Consider the following 16378-nt stretch of genomic DNA (forward strand, 5'->3'; position numbering starts at 1 on the left):
GCTAGTCACCGCCACTCCCCGATCCAACGAAGCGCCGCCGATGGACACGGACGGGGGCGAGGGCCGGTCAGGCCGGCAGTTCCTCGTGTCCCGGTGCCAGGTCGTGGCGCAGCACGCGTTCCGGCCGTGGCGCCAGGCCATGGCCGAGCACTTCGCGGCCGAGCCACTCCGCGACGTCGTGCCGCAACACACGCCGGTCACGGCGCCGGTAGAGGCGGCCCTCGTCCGGCTGCGGCAGCCCGTGCAGCCGCCCCGTGCGGGCGACCTCTTCGAGGCAGCCCACCAACACCTCGGCTCCCAGGCGCGCGCAACGCGCCATCAGGGTGGTCTCGTCGTCACCTGGCTCGATCGCCGGGAAGGCATGTGCGAGTAGCGGTCCCGTGTCGATGCCGCGATCGACCCGGTGGATCGTCAATCCGATGCCGTCGGCGTCAAGCTGGCGTAGGGCATGGAACAACGTGTGCTCACCGCGATAGGCGGGGGCGACACCGAGGTGCACGTTGACGGTGCCGATCGTGGGAACCGCCAGGATGTCGTCGCGCAGGATCGGCGCCCCCGACAGCACCAGGACGTCGGGTCGCAGTCGCGAGACCAGCTCCACGCCGGGGCGAGCGTTGAGTTGCGTCTCGTCGATCGTGGCAACCGGCAGGGCACGGCGGGACACGACATCTGGCAGCAGGCGCTTCAGTTCGCGCTCGCGATGCCGCTCCTGCCGGCGGTACCAACTCCTTCGCGCGCCACTGATCGGTGCTCGAGCCACCCTTACCAGCCGATCACGCGTCGACGGGTCGGGAGGATCGACAGGGCGCACGACGGCCGTCGCGGGCCACCGCTGCTGCAGGCGGCCCACGATGTGGCGGTCGACGACCGCGCAGCCACTGATGACGACGACGTTCATGCCGGCTCCAGTGACCGAGGTGCAGCCGAGTCTTGCAGCAGAGGCGCGGGGTGCCCGGGACACCTGCCCCTCGTCGTGCGGCTACCACCTCCGCATTCTGCAGCCACGTGTCGAGCCGGGGACCGATGTGCCGAAAGCCGCGAGTATCGTCCTGCAGCGCGCCTACGAGGCCGCACTGCGTAACCGTTCCGTACGGAACGCCGTGTACGGCGAGTGGAACAAGCAGGCGTTCACCGACGTCTTCGAGCACGAGAAGATGCTGGCCGATCGCGTGCGGGTCGACGCGTACGCGCAAGCCATCGACCGTCTCGTCGGGCCGACCGACGTGGTCGTCGACCTCGGCACGGGCACCGGCATCCTCGCCATGCTGGCCGCACGCCGTGCCAGACGCGTGTATGCGATCGACCACTCGCCCTTCATCGACGTGGCCGAACGGATCGCGGCCCACAACGGCTTCACCAACATCACGTTCGTCCAGGAGCACAGCACGACGTTCCAACCGTCGGAGCCCGTCGACGTGGTCCTGCACGAGCAGATGGGCGACGAACTGCTCAACGAGAACATGCTGGACAACCTCCTCGACCTCAAACAACGGGTCGTGGCCGAGGACGGCCGCATACTGCCGGGTCGCTTCGAGTTCTTCGTCGAGCCGGTCGCGCTCGTCGAGGATCGGCAGGTGCCGTTCCTGTGGGACATGCAGGTCCACGGGATCGACTTCGGTTTCCTGCGCGGTGACCCGGCCGTGTCGGCGAACACCCGGAAGTCCTACGGTTACCGGCGGGTGTCCACGGGTGACGTCGCGCACTCGCTCGGGGTGCCGGCGCCGGTGCTGAGCTTCGACCTCGCCACCTTGCACCAGGTCGACGAGGTGCCTCGGGATCTCACCGTGCCGCGGCAGGTGACCACCGACGGCTGGTTCGACGGCTTCTGCATCTGGTTCCGGGCGCACTTCGACGACCGGACCGTCCTCAGCACCTCGCCGCTGGAGGCGCGCACCTCGTGGACGAACCGGCTGGTGCGGACACCGCGCCGCAAGGTCGGCGCCGGCGAGACGATCCGGTATCGCGTGCAACTCCACGACCTGGTGCGCCCTGGGACGTGGACGATCGCAGAAGAGGACGGCTGACAGCGCGTCTTCCGGCCCGGGACGGCCGTACGTGGCAGCGGTGCCAGTGGGTCGTCTAAGCGTCATGGTCACGGTGAGCGAGAACCCGGAGGAGTCGACCAGTGGCGAGTTGTGAGGTCTGCGGCAACGACTACGACAAGGCGTTCGAGGTGCATGCGGCCGGAGCCGTCCACGTCTTCGACAGCTTCGAGTGTGCGATCCACCGCATGGCACCCATCTGCGAGCACTGCGGCGTCAAGGTGATCGGCCACGGCGTCGAGGCGGGCGGTCAGTTCTTCTGCTGTGCCCATTGCGCTCGGCACGAGGGCGTCGGCGAAGAGGTCGCCGACCGCGCCTGAGGCGGGTCCGTGCGTGCCCCGTTCGGGGACCTGCTGGCGTTCCGCGCCGATCGCCTGGCGTTCCTGACCCGGCTGGCGCGCGAACGCGGCGACGTCTCGACGTTCCGCATCGGCCCGTACCGGGTCTGGCAACTGGCACACCCGGACCTGGTCCGGGGGGTCCTGGTGACGCACGCGGCGAGGTTCCGCAAGGGCCCGGTGCTGCAGCGGGCGAGGATCGTGCTCGGTGACGGCCTGCTGACGGCCGAAGGAGCGCACCACCGCCGTCACCGGCGACTGCTGCAACCCGCGTTCCACCCGCAGCGGGTGCACGAGTACGCGACCACGATGGTCGACCGCGCCGAGCGCACCACACGCACGTGGCAGCCCGGCAAAGCGGTGGACGTGCACGCCCAGGCGGTGCGGATGACGCTGGCGACCGCCGGCGCCACGTTGCTGGGGACGGACGTCGAGGCGGACGTCGACCTGGTCCAGTCGGCGATCGACGACCTGCTCAGCGCCTACCGGCTCGCCTTCGTGCCGTTCGGCTGGCGACTCCAGCACCTGCCCGTCGGCCCACCGCGGCGCCTGCGCCGGGGACGCCGCGCCCTGCACGGCCTCGTGGACCGCGCCATCGCCGACCGGCGTACGAGGCGCGAGGACCGAGGCGACCTGCTGTCGACGCTGGTGCTGGCCGACGAGCAGGACCGACTGACCGACGACGAGATCCGCGAGGAGGCACTCACGCTGCTCCTCGCCGGACACGAGACGACCGCCAACGCGCTCGCGTTCGCCCTGCACCTCCTCGCCAGCGATCCCGCCCTCCAGGACCGGGTGCACGAGGAAGTCGACGGCGTGCTGGCGGGTCGGCCGCCGACGGCGGACGACCGCGAGCGTCTCCCCGTGTGCCGTGGCGTCTTCGCCGAGGCCCTGCGTCTGTTTCCGCCATCGTGGGCGATGGGGCGCCAATGCATCGAGGACCATCCGCTCGACGGTCACACGATCCCCGTCGGCGACCTCGTCGTGCTGCCGCAGTGGGTCGTGCACCAAGACCCGCGATGGTGGGAGGACCCGACCCGCTGCGATCCCGACCGCTGGACGGCCGATGCGCCGACGCGGCGTCCGCGGTTCGCCTACTTCCCCTTCGGGGGCGGGATCCGCCAGTGCATCGGCGAGGGCTTCGCCTGGACCGAGGGGGTGCTGGCGCTCGCGTCGATCCTTCGTCAGTGGCGCCTGGGTCCGGTGACGGAGCGGCCGTTGGCGCTCGAGCCCTTGATCACCCTGCGACCACGCAACGGCGTCTGGCTGCGCCCCCGCCTGCGCGACGCATGAGCGAAGCCCCCGACACGGTCGGGGGCTTCGAGAAGTGGGGCGTGCAGGAATCGAACCTGCGACCTCTTGCGTGTCGAGCAAGCGCTCTAGCCGACTGAGCTAACGCCCCGCAATGGCTCGCGAGCGGACGAGCCGCTCGCGCGGCGCGAACGGTACCCACGCCCGGGGACGGAGGCAAACCTGTGGCCGGCTGCGCACCATCCCTGCCGAAGTGGCGTCGCCGGCCCTCCGTCGGCTCTGGACGCGAGGCGTACCGTGGGGACGGCGACCCCTCCTAGGCTGCGGCCTCGAACGCCGTTCGTCCACGGCCCGGAGCCACGACCGATGTCGACGCCGATCTTCGACCGTGACCGTGATCGCGTCGTCGCGACCGCCCTCGCCCGCGGACCGTGGGACCCGGATCACTGCCACGGTGGCGCGCCGGCGGCCCTGCTGACGGCCCTGATCGACGCGCTGCCGACGGCCGTCCCCATGCAGGTCGTGCGCCTGACCTTCGACCTGTTGCGACCGGTGCCGCTGCGCCCGCTCGACGTCCACACCCGCATCGTTCGCGACGGCAAGCGGGTCCAGCTCGCCGAAGCGTGGCTGACCGGTGCGGGTGGCGTGGAACTGATGCGCTGCCGGGCCCTCAGGCTCCGCGTCGGCGAGGTCGACCTGCCTGGCGATGCCGTGGTCGATGTGGCGCCGCCGGTCATCGGCCCGGAGGAACTCCCCCGCCTGACGGGTCGCGACGACTGGGAGGCCGACGGGTTCTGGCGCGCCGTCGACGTGCGGATGGTGTCCGGGGTCCTGGGCGAGGCTGGCCCCGGCACCGCCTGGTTCCGGGTGGTGGCCCCGCTGCTCGACGGGGTGGCGCTGACCCCCACCGCGCGGGTCGCGGCGGCCGCCGATTTCGGCAACGGCATCGGCTCGCCGCTGGAGATGGGCCCCTATCTGTTCGTGAACCCGGACCTGACCGTCCACCTCGACCGCCAACCAGACGGCGAATGGGTCGGCCTGGCCGCCGCGTCGGTGGCGCAATCGACGGGCAACGGCCTGACGTCCTCCACGATCTACGACCTGGGCGGCCGGATCGGCGTGGCGGCACAGAGCCTGTACGTCGACGTCACCAACTGACGACCGGCGCGCGGCCGACCCACGCCGCCTGCTCGGCCTCGTCGAGGAGGAAGGCCGCGAGGTCGGCGCGCCCGAGCGTGACGCGTGCCCGCCACCCACCCGCGCGACGGTCGTGACGCCACCTCGGGCGGCGGCGTCGACCAGTCGGGGCACACGCACGACCGTCACCTGCAGGTCGGCGGCCTGCAGCGTGCGGACCGCCGCCTCGCCGTCCTCGAGGAGTTCGCGTTGCAGCAGCGACATGACGCCGCGGATGGCCCGGTCGGGCAGCTTGGGGGTGTCACCGGGCTGGCGGACCCCCGCCCCCGTGAGCCACACGAGGCGCTTCACCCCGTGGCGCTGCATCGCGGGCACCAGCGCGCGGCTCACCTGACGGCGCAGGTCCTCCGGCGAGCCCTTGACCGGCCCCGAAACGTCGATCACGGCCTCGGCGCCGTCCACGGCACGCGCCACGGCCGTCGCATCCGTGAGGTCGCCCCGGAACAGGGTGAGTTCCTCGGACCCGGGCAGGACGGCGGACGCCTTGTCGGCATCGCGCACGAGCGCGCGGACCTCGTGGCCACGCAGGAGCGCCTGCCCCACCACCTCGACGCCCGTGCGGCCGGTGGCACCCAGCACGGCGAGTCGCATCTCGCCTCCTTTCGTCAAGTTGCTTGACGGTAAGCCGACCACGTAGCTTTCGTCAAGCCACTTGACGAAAGACCGCGATGCCGTCCCCACTGCCACCGGGTCGCCTCGCGGCCGAGCTCCTGCTCGCCAGCCGCTGGTTCGACGACGCCTTGCGTGCCCGTCTGGCCGCGGAAGGGTGGCCGCCGGTGACACCGACACGCTCGCGGGCCTTCCTCGCGATGTCCGGTGGCCCCGCACGCATCAGTGATCTCGCGCGCGAGCTGGACATCACCCGCCAGGCCGCGCACCAGCTCGTCGACGGCCTGGAGGCGGACGGCCTGGTGACGCGCCGGCCGGATCCGACCGACCGACGGGCGCAGACCGTCGATCTGACGACTGCGGGCCGGGACCTGGCACGGGCCGCCGGCCGCATCCTGCCAGCGTTGGAGCACGAGTTGTCCGACCGGATCGGGAGCGACGCCGTTGCGGCCCTCCGCGACGCACTGGCCCGTGACCGGGGCCCCGCACCCGGCTGACGGACGTACGAGCCGCGCGCGCTCCGTCCGAGCAGGACGTCGGACACCGCACGCGCCCGTCGTCGCGTGAACCGTCGCCGACCTTGCCGCTGTATCGACGGTCGAGGACCGATCGAGAGGCACGAAGATGCGATGCAGGGCACCGATTCTGATCGCGGCGGTCACCACGGTGCTGGTCCTGGCCGCCTGCGCCGACGACCCGGCCGCCCCGGGCGACGACCCCGCCGCGACGGGTGACGACCCCGCCGCGACGGCCGGCGAGGAGGACGCGGCCGCGGAACCGGATGCGGCCGACCCCGATGAGCCGGCGGCCGCCGACACCGGAGCGGAGTCGACGGGGCCGGCCGAGGTCGCCGTCGCCGCGACCGACCTGGGCGACGTGGTCGTCGACGCGGAGGGCATGACCCTGTACCTGTTCCTCCCCGACGAGCAGGGCCCGAGTACGTGCACGGACGCCTGCGCGCAGGCGTGGCCACCGCTGGTCACCGATGGTGAGCCCGTGGCCGGTGACGGGACCGACGAGGCACTGCTGGGCACGACGGAGCGCGACGACGGCAACGTGCAGGTCACCTACGACGGTTGGCCGCTCTACTACTGGCAGGGTGACCGTGAGCCCGGGGACGTGACGGGCCAGAACGTCGAGGAGGTCTGGTTCGTGGTCTCCCCCACCGGCGAACCGGTGATGCAGGCGGCCGACACCGGAGACGACCGGTCCGGATACTGACCGACATGGGTATGGCCGGTCCGACGGGTGAGGCGGGGTTGCTCGCCGAGGTCGCCGCGGGTGACCAGCGGGCGGCGGCGGCGCTGTACGACGCGTACGCCGGCCCGCTCTACGGGTTCGGGCTGCAACGCCTGGGCGACCGGGAACTCGCCGAGGAGCTCGTGCAGCGGGTGCTGCTCACGCTGTGCCGACGCGCCGACCGCTACGACCCCGGGCGCGGGCCGGTGCGCGCCTACGTGTTCGCGATCGCCGGGTCGACCGTGGTGGACCTGCGACGCGAGGCGGCACGCCGACCGTCGCCGACCGCGACGATCGCCGCGATCGAGGACGCACCGGACACGGCCGACCGTGTCGTGGCGGCCGCGACGGTGCGCGCCGCACTCGAGAGGCTCGGCGACGAGCACCGACGGGTCCTCGAACTCGCCTACCACCGTGGCCTCACGCAACGGGAGATCGCCGAGGTGCTGGAGTTGCCGTTGGGCACGGTCAAGTCGCGGACCTACTACGCGCTGCGCGCCTTCCGGCTGGCCTGCGAGGAGCTGGGGGTGACGCCATGAGCCGCGGCTGCCCCGACCGACTCGGCGACCTCGGCGCGTACGTCCTCGACGGGCTCGCCCCCGAAGAGCGCATCGGCGTCGAGGCACACCTCGCCCACTGCCCCGGCTGCCGTGCGGAGCTCGCCGAACTGCAGCCGCTACCGCACCTGCTCGCACTGGCGGAGAACGCGCCTCCGCCGCCGCCGGCCGACCTCCGCCACCGCGCCCTCGCGGCAGCCCGTCCGCGGCCGCGCGTCCGATGGCCGGCGGCCGCGGTCCTGGTGTTCGTGGCCGTGCTCGGCGGCGCGACGGTCGCCGGACTCGACGACACGACGACGCCTGACGGGCTCACCGTCGCGGTGCCCGCCGAACCCGCCGTCGGCGTGGTCGGCGAGGCGAACCTCGCCCAGGTCACGTCCGGCGTGCAGCTGCACCTCGACCTGCGCGGCCTGCAGCCGGCGGACGACGGCTACTACCACGCGTGGCTCACCCGCGGCGATCGGCGCGTGTCCGCGGGGACCTTCGTGGCCGGCGACGGTGGCCACGCCACGGCCCGGCTGCAGTGTGGCGGCCGGCTCGAGGACTACGACGCACTCCTCGTCACCTGGCACGGCCGCGGGTCCCCCGACGAGGTGGTCGCGGTGGAGCAACCCCTCCCCGACGCCACCGCTGCCCGCGCGCCCGACGCCGAAGGAGGCTGGTGATTCGGGACCGCCTGCAACCCTCCGAGCCCGATGGGGGCCGGTGCTGGGCGCCGTGCGAGCACCGCATGCCTTCCGTCGCCCCTCACCTGGCCTGCCATGCTGAGCAGCGGTCGGGCTCGAGGGGCGGGCTCGCTGGGGCCCTTCGGTGTTGCGAACATGTCATCGATCCGTCGTCTGGTTCTGCTCACTGCGATCGCCGCCCTGATCCTGCCGCTCACCGGGGCGTCCTCGTCGGCTCTGGCCACCGGCGACGCGCCCGTCGCCGACCCTGTACCGGATCGACCGGTGGCCTCGGGCATCCAGGTGACGCTGGCGCCTTACGTCACCATTCCTGCCTCGAACCCGACGACGCCCACGGCAAGGATCAACTACCTGGGCGAGGTTCCGGACGGTTCGGGTCGACGCTACGTCCCGGACCTGAACGGTGTCCTCTGGCTCGTGGATGACGGCGAACCCGTCCGCTACCTGGACCCGGCTTCGCTCCTACCTCGCTTCGTGCGTTCGCCCGGACTGGGTTCGGGGCTCGGTTTCGTCGCGTTCCACCCGGACTTCGCGAACAACGGCCGCTTCTACACCGTGCACACCGAGGACGGGATGGCCGCGGACGTGCCTCGGCCCTCTCTCCCGTCTCCCTCGACATCGCCACTTCACGGCGTCGTGACGGAGTGGCGTGCGGAGGATCCGGCGGCTGCGACGTTCAGCGGGACGCGTCGCGAGTTGTTGCGCATCGGCTTTCGCACCCCCAATCACGGCATACAACAGATCGGCTTCGATCCGACCGTGAGCGTGAACGACCCTGATCACGGACTGCTGTACCTGGGAGTGGGCGACGGCGAGACGCCGTCGACGTGGACGGACGCTCCTCAGCGGCTCGACAGCCCCCGCGGCAAGATCCTGCGCATCGACCCCACCGGGAGCAACAGCGGCAACGGACGCTATGGGATCCCCGCTGACAACCCGTTCGCCGGGCGGCACGGAGCACTGCCCGAGGTCTTCGCCCTCGGGCTTCGAAACCCGCACCGGTTCAGCTGGGACCCCCTCGACGGGCGCATGCTGCTGGGCAACATCGGTGAGAAGCGGGTCGAGTCGATCTACGACGTTCGCGCCGGGGACAACTTCGGATGGAACGTCCGCGAGGGCGCCTTCGCGTTCCGAAGGGAGGACCCCACACAGGTCTACCCCCTGCCAGCGGACGACCACGCCTCCGGTTTCACCTACCCCGTGGCCAGCTTCGACAATCCTGCCGATGGCGTCGCGATCGTGGGCGGGTTCGTCTATCGGGGCAGCGAGGTACCGGAGCTCCACGGTCGGTACGTGTTCAGCGACGTCGCGCGGGGTCGGTTGTACTACACGGATGCCGACCGCATGTCGCGTGGGGGCCACGCGGCACCGCTGCACGAACTCGAGATCGTCACGCCGACGGGTGTCGTGACCGACATGCGGCAGCTCGCCGGTCAAGAACGTGTCGACCTTCGTCTCGGCCAGGATGCGAGTGGTGAGCTCTACGTTCTCGCCAAGGCCAACGGTCGAATCTGGCGCATCGTCGATGCCGAGCGAGTAGGCGCCTGCGGGTCGCCGGACACAACAGTCGCGGAAGTCATGGGCCGTGGCGACTGGGAGCCGGTGACCCCCACACGCTGGCGATTCCCTGGGTCGGAGGTCGTGCTGGCCGAGCCCGGCACCGCCCGGCCTGGACCACGACGACCCTTCGAGTACGCACTCGTCGACGCTGGGCCGACCTACCGATCTGTCGTGATCGACGCCGAGGTGCGACTCGACACGCCGGTCAGCGGCCGCGGCGAAGACGTCGTCCTCGTCGTCGCACACCAGGCGGACACCCGGTTCTACTACGTCCACCTCGCCGACGTCACGAACGGAACCCACAACGGGATCTTTGCGGTCGTCGACGCACATCGCCGCCGGATCGACCAGCACTGGGACGGCCAGTCGGGCATCGCACCGGCACTGACGGACAACGACTGGCATCGCATCCGCGTGGTGCACTGCTCGCCGACGGGGAGGCTCGAGGTCTACCTCGACGACATGTTGCGGCCTGCGATGACGGCAAACGACACGCGTCTCGACGGCGGTCGGGTCGGCTTCGGTTCCTTTGACAACACCGGGCGCATCCGAAACCTGAGGGTCAACGGCGAACGTCGTACCGGCCGGATCATGTCGTGTCCGGCCGGGACGGGCAGTGGCTTCGTCGACGTGCCGGCTTCCTCCCCGCATGCCGCCGGCACGCGGTGTGCCGACGCCCTCGGCCTGTTCGTAGGGGGCAACGATGGCCGCTTCCGCCCTGATGGGACGCTCACACGTGCCCAGGCCGCGACGGTGATCGACCGACTCGCCACCGGGACCGGCCATCCGATCCGCGGGGCGAGACGGACCTTTCCCGATGTGTCCAGCACCGACGTGCACCGAGACGCGATCGAACGGTTGGCTGGCGCGGGCGTACTCGGCGGATTCGACGACGGGACGTTTCGGCCTCGGACGAGGATCACCCGGGCACAGTTGGCGGCGCTTCTCGTGCGGCTCGCCGAGGAGGCCGGCGGGCAGTCGCTCCCGCGAGGCGAGCGCTTCGTCGACGTTCCGGCAGGCAGCACCCACGACGATGTACTGCGCAAGGCGCGCAGGGCAGGAATCTTCCTCGGTGACGAGCATGGGCGGGCATTCCCCAGCACCGACCTCCGCCGCGATCAGGCGGCGAGCCTCGTCACACGCTCGTTGTCCACGTTGCCCGCTCCATGATGGCCGGGCGCGTCGAAGGCGAGTGAGCGCAGGGATCGGATCTCACCGCGGCGCACGTGGAAGAGCCTGCGGGTCACGTGGCCAGCAGTAGTGCCGTGTAGAGGACGGCTGCCAGGGCGAACGGCGACCATCTCGACGCGCGGTCCTCGGGAAGCTCCTCCTTCAGCACGTTCATGACCACGCCACCCGCGAGGAAGGCGACCAGCAACCCCAGCACTGCTGGTGCGAGGTCGGTCACTCCTCCGATCGCCCAGCCCGCCATGACACCGCCCGCCAACAGCCAGCGACCGACGGCGTGGTACAGACGCCCGTGATGCTGGCGCAGGCCGTAGTCGTTGACGAGGAAGTGCACGCCCATGGCCACCGCGAAGAACACGAGGCTGGCGACGGACGCACGTTGCGTGAGCAGGTAGCCGATGATGCCGTTGTAGATCGCGTACGTACCCAGACGGAGCCAGCCCACACCTGCCGACGTCGACGCGGACGTCTCGCGCGGCGGTCGGCCCGACATCGCGCGCGTGGCTCGTGAACGCCGGGCCGCGAGCTCGAGCCCGTAGAACACGCCCAGCCCGAACAGCGCGACGATCCAGGCGTGGATCTCCAGGTACGCGAGCCACCCCTGGACGAGCGTCTCCTCCAGTTGCCGTTGGATGTCGGCGAGCTCGGGCAGCAGGTGCACGAACACGTAGGCGACGGAGATCCCCGACCCGGCCGACAGCATCCAGCTGCGTGGGATGACCCGGAGCCGGCGGACGTGCCCGCCGACGACGTGCAGGGTCGCGAGTCCGAGGGCGGCCACGGCGTCCACGGTCGTCCCCTTCCATGCCGGTGCGCTGGCCCGCCGGCGAGACTGCCCGGGCAGCACCGCCCGCGCCGGCCCCACCTCGCCGCCACGTGGCCCCGGCCGGGAGGACCTGGCCTCAGCGCTTCGGCGGCGGCTGCCGCTCTGCTTCGGCAGTCGGGTGGCTCGGCGGACGAGGTCGGCCCGCTCGGCGGCGGCCGAGCATGGCCGGTAGCTCAGCGGCGGAGGCGCAGCAGCCCCGCGACGCGGCGACGGCTCTGCGGCGAAGTGCCCGCAAGCCGGAGTCGGAGATAACCGGGCTGGGTCTTCACCCTCAGCCCACGCAGCGTGTTGACCCGGTAGATCCCCGTTCGCGGCACCGCGAGGGGACCGACCGGCTCCCGACGCTCCGGGAGGCTGAACGCGACGAAGTAGCCGGCACTCCTCGCGGCCTCGCGGGTCACCCGGTCGTGGTGACCGCGCGGGTAGGCCACCGTGTCGATGCGCTCCCCGAGCAGGTCTTCAAGGGCTTCACGGCTCTGCCGCAGCTCCTGCAACTGTTCCGCGAAGGTCAACTCCGGCAGGTCGCGGTGCGTGACGGTATGGGAACCGAACCGGATGCCGGCGGCACGCATCTCCAGGATCTGGTCCCGGTCGAGGCAGCGAAGGTCGCGCGGAACGACATCCTCACGGACCCAGTCCACGGGCGTCTCACGATCGTGAAGGGTCCGCGTCACCACGTAAACGGTGGCCGGGAGGCCGAGTCGTCGCAGGACCGGGAACGCGTGGTGGTACACCCCGTCGAAACCGTCGTCGAACGTCAGCAACGCCCATCCCGGTGGCAGCTGGCCCCGGCCGTCGAACCGCCGCTTGGCCTCGGGGAGGTCGACGACGCGGCGTCGACGAGCAAGCCACTCGGCCTGCTGCTCGAAGGCTTCGGGACGGACCGCGAGCGGGCTCTCCCAGCCACTCTCGACCGTGTGGTAGCAGAGGACCGTCACGGGCCGCTCACGTCGACTCGAGGAGCACCTGGCCCGGTCCCCATGGCCTCCTCCCGTTCCGCACCCGACCACAGAAGCCCCGCCCTCGGATGCCCGTGGCAGGCAGGGTGCCAGGCTACCGACGCGGGGAGGTGACCGGCTGGGTCGGTGCGTTGCCGTCCGGGCACGTTCAGGCCGCGCGGTCAGATCGAACGGCGGCACGAAGCTCTCGTGCCGCTGCCATGAGCCGCTTGGCCCGCGGTCGGACCCGCTCCTGGAGCAGGAGCGAGGTGCGACCCGCGAGCGTGGCGGGATGCAGGTTGACGACGTTCCAGTTCCGCGTGAGATCGGTCCACTCACGCTTGTACTCGTCGTTGCGCCCACCGAACTCGTAGGAGCTCAACCGATGGTCGAAGGCACGCCGGATCATCTCCTCCCGCAGGAGCTGACCCGGCGCGTAGCGGTGCCACGCGGGGTCGTACCCCGTCTTCAGCAGATGGTGGCGTCCGTGCTGCTCGATGCACACGTCGACCGCGATAGCCGTGCCGCCGGCTTCCAGGAAGGCGAGGACGAGCCAGCCCTGCGAAGCGGCCCAACGTGCGAGACCCGTGTAGTAGTTCCGGGCCGGCGGGTCGGTGACGATCGCCGTGCCGGTGTCCAGCTTCCAGCCGGACGCCTCCAGAGCGAACGCGCGCGCGAGCAGCCCATCGAGATTGCGAGAGCCGTCGTGGACCACCACGCGAACCTCGCCGTGTTCGGCCAGCCGCCGTCGGCGACGGCGCAGTTCGCTCCGGAATCTGGTGCGCAATTGCTGGTGGTAGGCGTCGAAGTCCCCGCCCTCCACCCGGACGTAGGGTGAGCGTTCCAGAATGCGGTCGCGCAGCTGTGCCCGCCCGACGTGCACTGCTGCTCGCTGCAGTCGGTCGCGATCCTCGTCGGGGACGAACCGGAGTTCCGTGCGCGCCGGAGCCCGACGGCTGAGCAGCCACACCATCCCCGCCACGGCCTCGTCGTCGGCCAGCAGCAGCTGGCTCGCCGGGGTGTGCCAATTCGTCACCGTCCGCCACGTGCCACGCACCTCGTGCAGCGGCAGCACACCGACCAGATCACCGTCCCGCTCGGCGAGCACCACCCGGAGCCGGCCGCCGCCGAACGCCCGTCGGTGGATGTCCACGTGAGCCGGACGCACGAAGGGCGATCCCCCCAGCCGCTCCGCGAGCTCCTCCCAGGCGTCCGCCACGGAGGGGATGTCGGACGACGTCCGCAGCCGCATCATCGCGCGAGCCGCGCCCGGGCCTGCTGCCGACTCGCGCGCAAGGCCTGGAGCAGTCGGGCCGCACGCTCGTCGTCCCCTGCGGCCACTTCCAGCCGGCCCCGCAGACGTTGGGCACCGAAGACTCGGACGCCGAGGGCCGAACTGGACCACGCCAGCAGTTCGAGTGCCCGCTCCTCGCCGTTGGCCATGCTCAGCTTGTAGGGCTCCTGTCCCATCATCCAGTCGATGGTGTCCAGCGCGGGATCGTCGAGCACCCGTTTCACGAGCTCGAGCATGATGAGCCGCCCGGGGCTGTAGCTCGCCCAGCGGGGTGCGTGGTGGCCGTTGTAGAACCGGTAGGCGTTGCCGTCGAGCAGGTTGATGGTGTACCCCGCCACCTCGCCCCCGGCGCGGAGGATCACGAGCTCAACGGCACCCTGGCCAGCGAGGGCGAGGGTCACCTCGCGCAGGAACCGCTCCCGGCCGGGCTCGTCGAGCGGAGAGCGACCGAGCATCTCCCGCTCCCGCGCTCGACACACCGCCACGATCTCGTCGAGCTCCGCGCGGATCCGGGCTGGCTCCCTCAGGAACTCCACCCGGGGGTGGTGACCGTCGCGTTCGAGGCGGTTCCACCGGTTCCGGGCCTGCCCACGGTGGTTCTTCGAGAGGTAGGCGCGGACCTCGCGTCGCGTGATGTGCGTCTGCGGCGAGGAGCGACCAGGCAGCAGCCGTGCACGACGCAGCCGCGCAGCGACACGCACCGCGACCAGGTCGTCCGGGGGAAGCTGACGCAACGCCAGGGTCCAGCCCGAACGCAGATTCGCCAGCTGCGAGGTCAGCGCATCGGCCAGCCTGTTGGCCGCCGGTTCGTCGAGCGCGGGCAGCCGGGCATGGTCGCTCACCCCGTCGGCGATCAGGACGAGCTCGCTGTGCCAGCGCCGACGCTGCCGGACCAGCGGCGCGGCGGCCCGCAGCCGGCCGCGCGTGTCCCTTGCCGCCAACACCCACGGCTGCGCATCCGGGAACGCCCGTAGCCAGGTGCCGAGCCAGGACACCCGTGCGGTGATCGGTGCGTCGACGGCCTCCAGCAGCACCTCGAGTTCATCGGCGTGCTCCGCGAAACGGTCCCGGCCCGCCCACAACTCGACACGCAGATCACGGTCCGCCGACATCAGGCACCATCCGCCGTCGGCCTGCCAACAGCTGCGAGCTGCAGGAGCCGGTCCGACCGCCGTGCAACGCACAGGCTAACGCGCCACGCCGCGTGGCGGCCGTGGATCCCGGGTCGAGAGTTCGAGGGCATGTGTCCTGTGCACCGACCGTCGTCGCCGCGTGGACGACCGCCTCCGACACCCGGTCGACGTAGCATCTGCCCATGCCACTGAACCCGGTGATCGTCGCGCTGGTTCTGGCGCTGCTGCCGTTTCTGGGGCTCGCCGGCCTCAGCGCGATGAGACGCCCCGTCGTGCTCCTCGCCACCTACGCCGCGATCGTGCCCTTCGGCTCCTCGTTGGCGGTCCCCGGGATCGGCGGGTCCTTCGGCACCGTCTCCACGATCCTCGCGCTCCTCATCTCCGGCATGCTCGTCGTCAAGCTGCTGCTGGGCGGGGATCGGGCGCCGGAGCTCCCGGCGCCTCTGCCGTGGTGGATGCTCGTGGTCGTCGCTGCCATGCTCACGGTGGCCTGGTCCATCGACACCTCGGCCACGATGGGCGGCATCGTGGTGCTGCTGAGCCTGTTGATGCTCTACGTCGTTGCCTCCCTGGTCGACGTACGCCCCGAGGGACTGATCACCATCGGGACCGCCTCAGCGGTCTCTGGAGCCCTGGTTGGCGTGACCGCCCTGGTGCAGCTCGCGACCGGCACGATGGCGACCGAGCCCGTGACCGGGGTGCCGAGGTTCGCGCTCGCCGGCGGCGGCGGCGAAACCGGCGATCCGAACATCACGGCCGCAGGGCTGATGTTGCCGCTCTCGATCGCGGTGTTCCGAGCGGTGGAGCGGGGACGATCCCGGCGAAGCCGGTCCCTCTACAGCCTGGGAGCGGGACTGACGGTGACCGCGATCCTCCTGACCGGCTCGCGCGGAGGGATCCTGGGGCTGATGGCCATCACCGGGGTCCTGCTGTTGGCCGAGCCCGCGCGACGACCGAGCCCGCGCCACGTCCTGATCGGTCTGCTCGTGGTCAGCGCGCTCTTCACGCTCACACCTACGAACGTGCAGGAACGCCTGCAGGACGCGAGCTCCACCGGCCGCACCGACATCTGGCGCATCGGTCTGGCCGCCTGCGACGACTACTGCCTGCTCGGCAGCGGCTGGGCGACGTTCCGGCAGGTGCACGCCCGCGGACTGCTCGAGTCGCCCGACCGGATCGGCTGGGTCTTCGGCTACGACCCCCACAACGTCTGGCTGCAGATGCTCGTGCAGGCGGGGGTGCTGGCGCTCGTGCTGTTCACGGGGGCCCTGGTGGTCAGCTACCGAGCGCTGCGCCGCGTCCCCGCCGCTTGGCGCGGACCGCCGATGGCCGCGCTCACCGCACTCCTGGCTGCCAACATCTTCGTCAGCAACTTCGACTTCAAGTACTTCTGGTTGACGCTGCTGTACGTCAACCTCTCGCTCACCGCCTCTGGATATCTTCGGAACGGAGCGGTCCAGGGTCTGCCACGGGAGTCCCACGCGTTGGTCGGGGGCTGATGGCCTCACCGGAGGAGGACC

The 16378-nt window shown here is 71.1% G+C and carries 15 protein-coding genes, 1 tRNA gene and 1 pseudogene; 10 read left to right on the top strand and 7 right to left on the bottom strand.

The genetic code is table 11. The annotated features are described in order from the left end of the window. Nucleotides 1-67: 67 nt before the first annotated feature. Nucleotides 68-898: a formyl transferase gene (locus ACERM0_RS19480; RefSeq protein ID WP_373680301.1), complete on the bottom strand. Its 831-nt coding sequence runs from the start codon at nucleotides 896-898 to the stop codon at nucleotides 68-70. Between the two features lie 202 nt (nucleotides 899-1100). Here ACERM0_RS19480 and ACERM0_RS19485 point away from each other — a divergent pair, with 202 nt between their 5' ends. The 3 genes from ACERM0_RS19485 (at nucleotide 1101) to ACERM0_RS19495 (ending at nucleotide 3673) form a co-directional block, all read left to right on the top strand. Then, nucleotides 1101-2024 (top strand): methyltransferase domain-containing protein, encoded by a 924-nt coding sequence (locus ACERM0_RS19485; RefSeq protein WP_373680302.1) that lies wholly within the window; start codon nucleotides 1101-1103, stop codon nucleotides 2022-2024. Between the two features lie 101 nt (nucleotides 2025-2125). Next, the gene (locus ACERM0_RS19490) at nucleotides 2126-2362 is read left to right on the top strand and encodes a hypothetical protein (RefSeq protein ID WP_373680303.1); all 237 of its coding nucleotides are present in this window, start codon (nucleotides 2126-2128) and stop codon (nucleotides 2360-2362) included. A 9-nt stretch (nucleotides 2363-2371) separates the two neighbouring features. Then, nucleotides 2372-3673, top strand: coding sequence for a cytochrome P450 (locus ACERM0_RS19495; RefSeq protein ID WP_373680304.1), 1302 nt, complete (start codon nucleotides 2372-2374; stop codon nucleotides 3671-3673). Nucleotides 3674-3708: 35 nt separating this feature from the next. Here the strand turns inward: ACERM0_RS19495 and ACERM0_RS19500 are convergent. Continuing rightward, nucleotides 3709-3782 (bottom strand) — tRNA-Val (locus tag ACERM0_RS19500). 215 nt (nucleotides 3783-3997) lie between these two features. Here ACERM0_RS19500 and ACERM0_RS19505 point away from each other — a divergent pair. Continuing rightward, entirely contained in the window at nucleotides 3998-4789 is a 792-nt protein-coding gene (locus ACERM0_RS19505) for a thioesterase family protein (protein ID WP_373680305.1), read from the top strand. A 162-nt stretch (nucleotides 4790-4951) separates the two neighbouring features. Here the strand turns inward: ACERM0_RS19505 and ACERM0_RS19510 are convergent. Further along, a pseudogene (locus ACERM0_RS19510) lies at nucleotides 4952-5419 on the bottom strand (NAD(P)-dependent oxidoreductase); the annotation flags it as partial. Between the two features lie 77 nt (nucleotides 5420-5496). Between ACERM0_RS19510 and ACERM0_RS19515 the strand changes: the two are divergent. The 5 genes from ACERM0_RS19515 to ACERM0_RS19535 all read left to right on the top strand — a co-directional run bounded on the left by ACERM0_RS19515 (nucleotide 5497) and on the right by ACERM0_RS19535 (nucleotide 10649). After that, nucleotides 5497-5934, top strand: coding sequence for a MarR family winged helix-turn-helix transcriptional regulator (locus tag ACERM0_RS19515; RefSeq protein ID WP_373680306.1), 438 nt, complete (start codon nucleotides 5497-5499; stop codon nucleotides 5932-5934). Between the two features lie 127 nt (nucleotides 5935-6061). Beyond that, entirely contained in the window at nucleotides 6062-6658 is a 597-nt protein-coding gene (locus ACERM0_RS19520) for a hypothetical protein (RefSeq protein ID WP_373680307.1), read from the top strand. An 11-nt stretch (nucleotides 6659-6669) separates the two neighbouring features. After that, nucleotides 6670-7215 (top strand): sigma-70 family RNA polymerase sigma factor, encoded by a 546-nt coding sequence (locus ACERM0_RS19525; protein ID WP_373680308.1) that lies wholly within the window; start codon nucleotides 6670-6672, stop codon nucleotides 7213-7215. Then, nucleotides 7212-7898 carry an anti-sigma factor gene (locus tag ACERM0_RS19530; protein ID WP_373680309.1) on the top strand — a complete coding sequence of 229 codons (687 nt, stop codon included), beginning with the start codon at nucleotides 7212-7214 and terminating at the stop codon, nucleotides 7896-7898. Before ACERM0_RS19525 ends, ACERM0_RS19530 begins: the two co-directional genes overlap by 4 nt. A gap of 156 nt (nucleotides 7899-8054) precedes the next feature. Then, nucleotides 8055-10649: a PQQ-dependent sugar dehydrogenase gene (locus ACERM0_RS19535; RefSeq protein WP_373680310.1), complete on the top strand. Its 2595-nt coding sequence runs from the start codon at nucleotides 8055-8057 to the stop codon at nucleotides 10647-10649. A 73-nt stretch (nucleotides 10650-10722) separates the two neighbouring features. On the opposite strand, the gene ACERM0_RS19540 is transcribed toward ACERM0_RS19535, so the two are convergent. The 4 genes from ACERM0_RS19540 to ACERM0_RS19555 form a co-directional block, all read right to left on the bottom strand. Then, a complete protein-coding gene (locus tag ACERM0_RS19540) occupies nucleotides 10723-11448 on the bottom strand; it encodes a hypothetical protein (RefSeq protein ID WP_373680311.1) in 726 nt (241 codons plus the stop codon). A 218-nt stretch (nucleotides 11449-11666) separates the two neighbouring features. After that, the gene (locus ACERM0_RS19545) at nucleotides 11667-12431 is read right to left on the bottom strand and encodes a polysaccharide deacetylase family protein (protein ID WP_373680312.1); all 765 of its coding nucleotides are present in this window, start codon (nucleotides 12429-12431) and stop codon (nucleotides 11667-11669) included. A 169-nt stretch (nucleotides 12432-12600) separates the two neighbouring features. Beyond that, nucleotides 12601-13686 carry a GNAT family N-acetyltransferase gene (locus tag ACERM0_RS19550; protein ID WP_373680313.1) on the bottom strand — a complete coding sequence of 362 codons (1086 nt, stop codon included), beginning with the start codon at nucleotides 13684-13686 and terminating at the stop codon, nucleotides 12601-12603. After that, nucleotides 13683-14837 (bottom strand): GNAT family N-acetyltransferase, encoded by a 1155-nt coding sequence (locus ACERM0_RS19555; protein ID WP_373680314.1) that lies wholly within the window; start codon nucleotides 14835-14837, stop codon nucleotides 13683-13685. The genes ACERM0_RS19550 and ACERM0_RS19555 overlap by 4 nt, the downstream gene beginning before the upstream one ends. Nucleotides 14838-15040: 203 nt before the next feature. On the opposite strand from ACERM0_RS19555, the gene ACERM0_RS19560 reads away from it, so the two are divergent. After that, a complete protein-coding gene (locus ACERM0_RS19560; protein WP_373680315.1) occupies nucleotides 15041-16357 on the top strand; it encodes an O-antigen ligase family protein in 1317 nt (438 codons plus the stop codon). The last annotated feature ends 21 nt before the right edge of the window (nucleotides 16358-16378 follow it).

Source organism: Egicoccus sp. AB-alg2 (assembly GCF_041821065.1).
In the GTDB taxonomy this organism is placed as follows: Bacteria; Actinomycetota; Nitriliruptoria; order Nitriliruptorales; family Nitriliruptoraceae; genus Egicoccus.

Bases quoted from the DNA above. Each gene is read 5' to 3' on its own strand.
- ACERM0_RS19515 (WP_373680306.1), top strand. From the start codon at position 5,497: ATGCCGTCCCCACTGCCACCGGGTCGCCTCGCGGCCGAGCTCCTGCTC.
- ACERM0_RS19535 (WP_373680310.1), top strand. From the start codon at position 8,055: ATGTCATCGATCCGTCGTCTGGTTCTGCTCACTGCGATCGCCGCCCTG.
- ACERM0_RS19505 (WP_373680305.1), top strand. From the start codon at position 3,998: ATGTCGACGCCGATCTTCGACCGTGACCGTGATCGCGTCGTCGCGACC.
- ACERM0_RS19525 (WP_373680308.1), top strand. From the start codon at position 6,670: ATGGCCGGTCCGACGGGTGAGGCGGGGTTGCTCGCCGAGGTCGCCGCG.
- ACERM0_RS19520 (WP_373680307.1), top strand. From the start codon at position 6,062: ATGCGATGCAGGGCACCGATTCTGATCGCGGCGGTCACCACGGTGCTG.
- ACERM0_RS19560 (WP_373680315.1), top strand. From the start codon at position 15,041: ATGCCACTGAACCCGGTGATCGTCGCGCTGGTTCTGGCGCTGCTGCCG.
- ACERM0_RS19555 (WP_373680314.1), bottom strand. From the start codon at position 14,837: ATGTCGGCGGACCGTGATCTGCGTGTCGAGTTGTGGGCGGGCCGGGAC.
- ACERM0_RS19530 (WP_373680309.1), top strand. From the start codon at position 7,212: ATGAGCCGCGGCTGCCCCGACCGACTCGGCGACCTCGGCGCGTACGTC.
- ACERM0_RS19480 (WP_373680301.1), bottom strand. From the start codon at position 898: ATGAACGTCGTCGTCATCAGTGGCTGCGCGGTCGTCGACCGCCACATC.
- ACERM0_RS19550 (WP_373680313.1), bottom strand. From the start codon at position 13,686: ATGATGCGGCTGCGGACGTCGTCCGACATCCCCTCCGTGGCGGACGCC.